Genomic DNA, 6814 nt, shown 5'->3' with positions numbered 1-6814 from the left:
GGGTGACATCAGTGGTGCGGGCGGTGCCGACCACCTGGCCGTTCTTCATGACGCAGACCCGGTCGGCAAGCTCGAACACATCGTGGATGTCGTGGCTGATCAGGAAGATGCCGATGCCGTCGGACTTCAGCTGCTTGACCAGTTCGCCGACCTGCGTCGTTTCCTGCGGACCAAGTGCGGCCGTCGGCTCGTCCATGATCAGGATGCGGGCGTTGAACAGGATCGCACGCGCGATCGCCACCGATTGCCGCTGGCCGCCCGACAGCTTGATCACCGGCTCCTTGAAACGCTGGAACCGGGGATTGAGCCGACCCATCACCTTGCGCGCCTCGGCCTCCATGGCAACGTCGTCGAGCGTGCCCCAGGCGGTCATCAACTCGCGGCCGAGGAACAGATTGGCGGCGGCGTCGACATTGTCGGCCAACGCCAGCGTCTGGTAGATCGTCTCGATGCCGTATTTCTTGGCGTCGCGCGGGTTGGAGATCGATGCCTCCTCGCCGTTGACGAAGATCTGGCCCGAATCGCGCTTGTAGGCGCCGGACAGGATCTTGATCAATGTCGACTTGCCGGCGCCATTATGGCCGAGCAGCGCCACGACCTCGCCGGGGAAAAGATCGATCGAGGCGTCGTCGACGGCGCGGATGCCGCCAAACGCGATCGAGATGTTCCTCATGTCGATCAGCGCGGTGGCTGCAGGAGCAGTCTTGTCAGTCATGGCATGCCCTCCTAGACGCGCTTGCGATAGACGGTGTCGAGCCACACGGCGATCACCAGTACGGCGCCGACGACGATGCTCTGCAGCGGCGAGTCGACACCAAGCAGCACCATGCCGGACTGCAGCGATTGCATCAGCAGGGCGCCGAGCATGGCGCCGATGATCGTTCCCGACCCGCCGGCTAGCGACGTGCCACCGATCACGGCGGCTGCAATGACGAGCAGCTCGTCGAGCGTTCCAAGCACGTTGGTGGCCGAATTCTGCCGGGCCGAGGAGATCGCCGCGGCAATCGTGGCCAGCACGCCCATGATCATGAACACCTTCATGGTGATCCAGCGCGTGTTGATGCCGGCGAGATTGGCCGCCTCGGGATTGCCGCCGATGGCGAAGACATAGCGGCCGAAACGGGTGCGGTTGGTGATGAAGGTCATGACCAGCCCGACGGCGACCGCCATCAGCACCGGTATGGCGATACCGTGGGCGATGAACAGGCCGCCTTCGGGAACGGTGATGTTGTTGGCGGCCGCATATCTGTTCACGATGCCGATCGGCCAGGGGTAGGAGTTGGCGAGCCAGACCGCACCCATGATGGCGCCGCAGGTGACGACACCGAGCAGCGCCTCGGCCCAGATCGGACGTAGCGGAAAACGGAAACGCTTGCGCTGCACCCGCCCGTTGAACAGCCCAAACACCACGGCGAGGCAGGCGACGATCCCGACAACCCAGCTCCAGGTTGCGCCGATCGATCCCGCCGGCCCGCCGCCCATCAGCTGAAAGGTGGCGTTAAGCGGCGCCACGGTCTGGCCTGATGTGACCCACCAGGCAGCACCGCGCCAGACCAGCAGGCCGCCCAGCGTCACGATAAAGGCGGGCACTTCGAGATAGGCGATGACGAAGCCTTGAAAGGCGCCGATCAACAGGCCGAGCGCCAGGCCGATGACCAGCGCCAGGGCCCAGATCCACGGATTGCCGAGTTCGAGCCCGACAAAACGCACCAGGAAATGCACCTGGGCAAATCCCATCACCATGCCGATCAGGCCCTCGGCGGAACCGACCGACAGGTCGATGTTGCGCATGACGATGACCAGCACCATGCCGCAGGCCATGATGGCGACCGCGGATGTCTGCACCGACAGGTTCCACAGATTGCGCGGCGTGAGAAAGGTGCGGCTGTCGAAATCGAGCGGGTTGACGCCGAGGCGCAGGCTGGAAATGACATGCAGCCCAATCCAGATGACCAGCAGCGCGCCGATCATGCCGAGCATCCGGGTGTCGATCTCGGTCGCCTTCAGGAACCGGGCGACGGCGCCGAGTTCCGACGCGCGCGCCGTATCGGCCTGCGGGTTGGACGTCGTGTCGGTCATGATTTCCTCCCACCGGCTGGCCGTCTGACGCGCATGCCGGAGCCCAGCCTAGAAGCTATCCGCATGATGCGGAAACACAATTCTTTGAGAAAACGCCGCGGCTTTTGGGCCGCGGCGTTCAGATATTTCGAAGTGGTCCGGATCAGTTACAGGCCGCGACGGTGCCGGCAGCGACACCCGCGCAGACTTCGTCCTTCTTGATCCAGCCAGCGTCGATGACGACGTTGAGATTGTCCTTGGTGATGGCAACCGGAGTCAGGAACAGCGACTTGACGGTGTTGCCGCCCGGCGTCGTGAAGTCCTTGGCGCCGGCGATGTCGCTCGTCTTCTTGCCGTCGGCCAGTTGCGAGGCGATCTCGGCGGCATTCTTGCCGAGCTCGCGCGCGTCCTTCCACACCGACACGGTTTGCGTGCCCAGGGCGATGCGGTTCAGCGCGGCGTGGTCGCCGTCCTGCCCCGAGACCGGCACGGTGCCGGCCAAGCCTTGAGCCGTCAGCGCCGCGACGACGCCACCGGCAGTGCCGTCATTGGCCGCGACCACCGCGTCGACCTTGTTGTCGTTGGCGGTCAGGAACTGTTCCATGTTCTTCTGGGCGTTGGCGGGCAGCCAGCCATCCGTGTAGGCTTCGCCGACATTCTTGATCTTGCCGCTGTCAATGGCTTCCTTGAGCACTTCCATCGAGCCCGAGAACAGGAAGTCGGCATTGGGATCGGCACCGGAGCCCTTGATGAAGACGTAGTTGCCTTCCGGCTTGACCTTGAACACTTCGCGGGCCTGCATGCGGCCGACTTCCTTGTTGTCGAAGGTCAGATAGAAAACATCCTTGTTCTCGATCAACCGGTCATAGCCGACGACCGGAATGCCTTCGTCCAGGGCTTTCTGCACGGCCGGGCCGATGGCCGAAGCATCCTGCGCCAGGATGATCAGGGAATTGGCGCCCTGCGAGATCAGGCTTTCGACGTCCGTAAGCTGCTTGCCGGGATTGGACTGCGCATCGGCGGAGATGTACTTGTCGCCGGCGGCCTCGATCGCCGTCTTCATGGCGGCCTCGTCGGTCTTCCAGCGTTCCTCCTGGAAGTTGGACCACGAAACGCCGACGACTTTGTCCTTCGCCTGCGCGACAGACGCGAGCGTCAGCGACATGGCGGCACCCGCCAGGATGGCGGCTGTGAATCTTTTCATATTATCCTCCCTGCGCCGCGTATGGCGCGACCAAACTGGCCCGAAGGCCGGCACAAAGGCCCTATTTTTTCGAGCCTCGAAAAAATACTGGGCCAACGCCCGAACGCTGTCAACATCGATTCTGATGGATTTTGATGTCGTTTCGAATTTTTTTCGGGCCTCGGAATAAATAAATGACACGGCGCGCGGCTTCTGCCAGTATTTGACCGCGTCACCGACAGCGTTCCAGGGCAGGAAGAACCGCGGCGACCGGGAGGATATGAAAGAGCATGTCGGTCGGAATCCGCCACGACGATTTGCGCCGCCGCAACCGCGCGATGGTGATCGCGGCGGTGCGCCGCGCCGGACAGCCGTCGCGCACCGAGATCGCCGCAACCACAAGCCTCAGCCATTCGACGATCTCGGCGATCTCATCCGACCTGATCGTCGAAGGTATCCTGACCGAAAGCAAGCCGAGCGAGGCCGGCTCGCTCAAACGCGGCCGTCCGCAGGTCGGCCTCAGCCTCAATCCGGAAGCGGCCGCGGTAATGACCGTGGTGCTGTCGCTGAACTTCCTCTCGGTCGCCGTCATCGACTATGCCGGCCAGGTAATATCCGAGGAACAGCGCCGGCTCGACACGCTGACGATGTCGCGCGACTCGCTGATCGGTGAGTGCACGGCAATCGTGCGGCGCCGCCTGGAAGATCCCGACCTGGACGTGCGCAGCATCGCCCGTATCGCGCTGGCCGTCCAGGGCATCACCGACACCCGTGCCCGCGCCATGCTGTGGTCGCCGATCACGCCGCACACCGACATCGCCTTCGCCGACATATTCGAAGACGAGTTCGGCATCCCAGCCATTATGGAGAACGATTGCAACATGATGGCGGTGGCGCTGCGCTGGCGCGACCCCGATCGTTACCGCGACGATTTCATCGCTATCCTTTTGTCGCACGGCATCGGCATGGGGCTGGTGCTGAAGGGCGAATTGTTCACCGGCACCCATTCCTCGGGCGGCGAATTCGGCCACATGATTCATCGGCCGAACGGGGCGCTGTGTCGCTGCGGACGGCGCGGCTGCGTCGAAGCCTATGCCGGCAATTATGCCATCTGGCGCAACGCGCGGCAGATGGGCGAGGATGCAGAACCCGTCGCCGATGTCAGCGATGCCGACATGCGCGCCCTGGCTGCCGCCGCCCGCGAAAGGGACGGACCCGAACGGGAAGCCTATCGCAAGGCCGGCGAAGCGCTCGGCTACGGCCGCGGCAGCCTGTTCGCGCTGATCGATCCGGCGCCGGTCGCCATGGTCGGCGTCAGCGCCGCCGCCTTCGACCTGATCGAGCCGGCATTGCGGCAAGCGATTGCCCAGACCGCCGGCGGCCAGCATTCCAAGTCGATTTCCTTCGACACCGAGCCGAACGAACTGCCGCTGATCCGCGAAGGCTGCGCCATGCGGGCGCTAATCTTCGTCGATCAGGAGATTTTTGCGCCGGGCGTGCAGGCGAGATCCGGTCTCGGCGGCAAGAACGTGGCGTGAGTTCAAACGAGGGAGTTCAGTCCTCGCGAATGGCGTAACCCGCCCCACGGATGGTGCGGATGACATCGGGCATACGGCCGTTGTTGACCGCCTTGCGCAGCCGGCCGACATGCACATCGACCGTGCGTTCGTCGATGTAGATCGTCTCGCCCCAGACATTGTCGAGCAGTTGGCTGCGCGAGAACACGCGGCCTGGATGGCGCATCATGAATTCAAGCAGGCGGAATTCCGTCGGCCCGAGCCGGATTTCGCTCTTCTTGCGATAGACACGGTGCGATTCGCGATCGAGCACGATATCGCCGACCTTGAGCACGCTGGACAGCACTTCCGGCTTGGCCCGGCGCAGCAGCGCCTTGACCCTGGCCATGAACTCCGGCGTCGAGAAAGGCTTGACCAGATAGTCGTCGGCACCGGTCGAGAGGCCGCGCACGCGGTCGCTTTCCTCGCCTCGCGCGGTCAGCATGATGATCGGCAGCCGCTCGGTCTCGGGACGCATCCTTAGCCGGCGGCAGAGTTCGATACCGGAAACCGCAGGCACCATCCAGTCGAGCACCAGAAGGTCTGGAACGTTCTCCTGCAGCCGGATTTCGGCCTCGTCGCCGCGCGTCACCACCTCGACCTGGTAACCTTCGGATTCGAGATTGTAGCGGAGCAGCACGCCTAGCGGCTCCTCATCCTCCACCACCATGATGCGTGGCGCGATCATCGGCTGGTCACCCCTGTCATGCCGCTGGCGCGGACATTGCCGTCTCGTCCTGCTTCGGACGGTTGGCTGGCAACTGCGTGCCGGTCAAAACATAATAGGCATTTTCGGCGATGTTGGTCACGTGGTCGCCGATCCGCTCGAGGTTCTTGGCGCAAAACAACAGGTGCGTGCACGCCGTGATGTTGCGCGGATCTTCCATCATGTAGGTCAGAAGTTCGCGGAACACCGATGTGTATTTGACGTCGATGCGTTCATCATTGTTTCTGAGCGTGGCAAGCGCTGCCGCGTCAGCGGCGGCATACTCGTCGACGACCCCCTGCACCTGGATCAGCACCAGCTGCGCCATTGCGTCGATCGAATGCGAAAGGTCGTGCGGCGTGACGCTCAGCCCGACAGTGCCGACGCGCTTGGCGATGTTCTTGGCAAGGTCGCCGATGCGCTCGAGGTCGCCGGCCATGCGGATCGAACCGACCACCGCACGCAGATCGTTGGCCATTGGCTGGCGCTTGGCGATCAGCGTGATGGCACGATCGTCCAGCTCGCGCTGGCGTGCATCCATGATGGCGTCGTCGGAAACCACCCGCTGCGCCAGCGCATTGTCCGAATTGAGCAAAGCCCTGGTCGAGCCACCGACCATCGAGCGGGCGAGATCGCCCATGTCGCGGATCAGCTGGCTGATCTGCTCCAGATCCTCATCGAAAGATGCAACGGTATGTTCACCCATGATCTTCGTCCCTCATATGCCAGAGATCAGCCGAACCGGCCGGTGATGTAGTCCTGGGTGCGTTTGTCGTCGGGGGTGGTGAACATCTTGTCGGTGGCGCCCTCCTCGACCAGATAGCCAAGATGGAACATCGCGGTGCGCTGCGACACGCGCGCTGCCTGCTGCATCGAATGGGTGACGATGACGATCGTATAGTTCTGACGCAGTTCGTCGATCAGTTCCTCGACGCGAGCGGTGGCGATCGGGTCGAGCGCCGAACACGGTTCGTCCATCAGGATCACCTCGGGCGACACGGCGATGGCGCGTGCAATGCACAGGCGCTGCTGCTGGCCACCGGAAAGACCCGTGCCAGGTTCCTGCAAACGGTCCTTGACCTCGTTCCAGATCGCCGCCTTCTTCAGGCTGGACTCGACGATCTGATCCATGTCGGCCTTGCGCTTGGCCAATCCGTGGATGCGCGGACCATAGGCGACGTTCTCGTAGATCGACTTTGGGAACGGATTGGGTTTCTGGAACACCATGCCGACGCGCGCCCTGAGTTCGACGACATCGATGTTCTTGTCGTAGATGTCCTCTTCGTCGAGCGTGATCTTGCCGGTTACCCG

General features: G+C 63.2%; 7 protein-coding genes. 1 reads left to right on the top strand and 6 read right to left on the bottom strand.

What is annotated here, in order from left to right; genetic code table 11:
• The 3 genes from EN994_RS12700 to xylF all read right to left on the bottom strand — a co-directional run.
• Positions 1-715: ATP-binding cassette domain-containing protein (locus EN994_RS12700; RefSeq protein ID WP_164745891.1), on the bottom strand; the 715-nt coding region annotated here is incomplete at its 3' end.
• A gap of 11 nt (positions 716-726) precedes the next feature.
• Positions 727-2079, bottom strand: a complete 1353-nt coding sequence (locus EN994_RS12695) for a sugar ABC transporter permease (protein WP_063169145.1) — start codon at positions 2077-2079, stop codon at positions 727-729.
• A gap of 142 nt (positions 2080-2221) precedes the next feature.
• Positions 2222-3262, bottom strand: a complete 1041-nt coding sequence (gene xylF / locus EN994_RS12690) for a D-xylose ABC transporter substrate-binding protein (RefSeq protein ID WP_013529274.1) — start codon at positions 3260-3262, stop codon at positions 2222-2224.
• A 269-nt stretch (positions 3263-3531) separates the two neighbouring features.
• Between xylF and EN994_RS12685 the strand changes: the two genes are divergently transcribed.
• The gene (locus tag EN994_RS12685; protein WP_127307568.1) at positions 3532-4779 is read left to right on the top strand and encodes an ROK family protein; all 1248 of its coding nucleotides are present in this window, start codon (positions 3532-3534) and stop codon (positions 4777-4779) included.
• A gap of 16 nt (positions 4780-4795) precedes the next feature.
• Here the strand turns inward: EN994_RS12685 and phoB are convergent, their stop codons facing one another.
• The 3 genes from phoB to EN994_RS12670 all read right to left on the bottom strand — a co-directional run.
• Positions 4796-5485, bottom strand: coding sequence for a phosphate regulon transcriptional regulator PhoB (gene phoB, locus EN994_RS12680; RefSeq protein ID WP_010911896.1), 690 nt, complete (start codon positions 5483-5485; stop codon positions 4796-4798).
• A 16-nt stretch (positions 5486-5501) separates the two neighbouring features.
• Complete coding sequence (gene phoU / locus EN994_RS12675) at positions 5502-6209, bottom strand: phosphate signaling complex protein PhoU (RefSeq protein ID WP_013529272.1); 708 nt, start codon at positions 6207-6209, stop codon at positions 5502-5504.
• Between the two features lie 26 nt (positions 6210-6235).
• Positions 6236-6814: phosphate ABC transporter ATP-binding protein (locus tag EN994_RS12670; protein ID WP_127307567.1), on the bottom strand; the 579-nt coding region annotated here is incomplete at its 5' end.

The sequence above is a fragment of the Mesorhizobium sp. M7A.F.Ca.CA.002.09.1.1 genome, from assembly GCF_003998555.1.
Classification (GTDB): domain Bacteria; phylum Pseudomonadota; class Alphaproteobacteria; order Rhizobiales; family Rhizobiaceae; genus Mesorhizobium; species Mesorhizobium ciceri.
The sequence above is the reverse complement of the archived record's forward strand: the minus strand, read 5'-3'. Positions and strand labels throughout refer to the sequence as shown.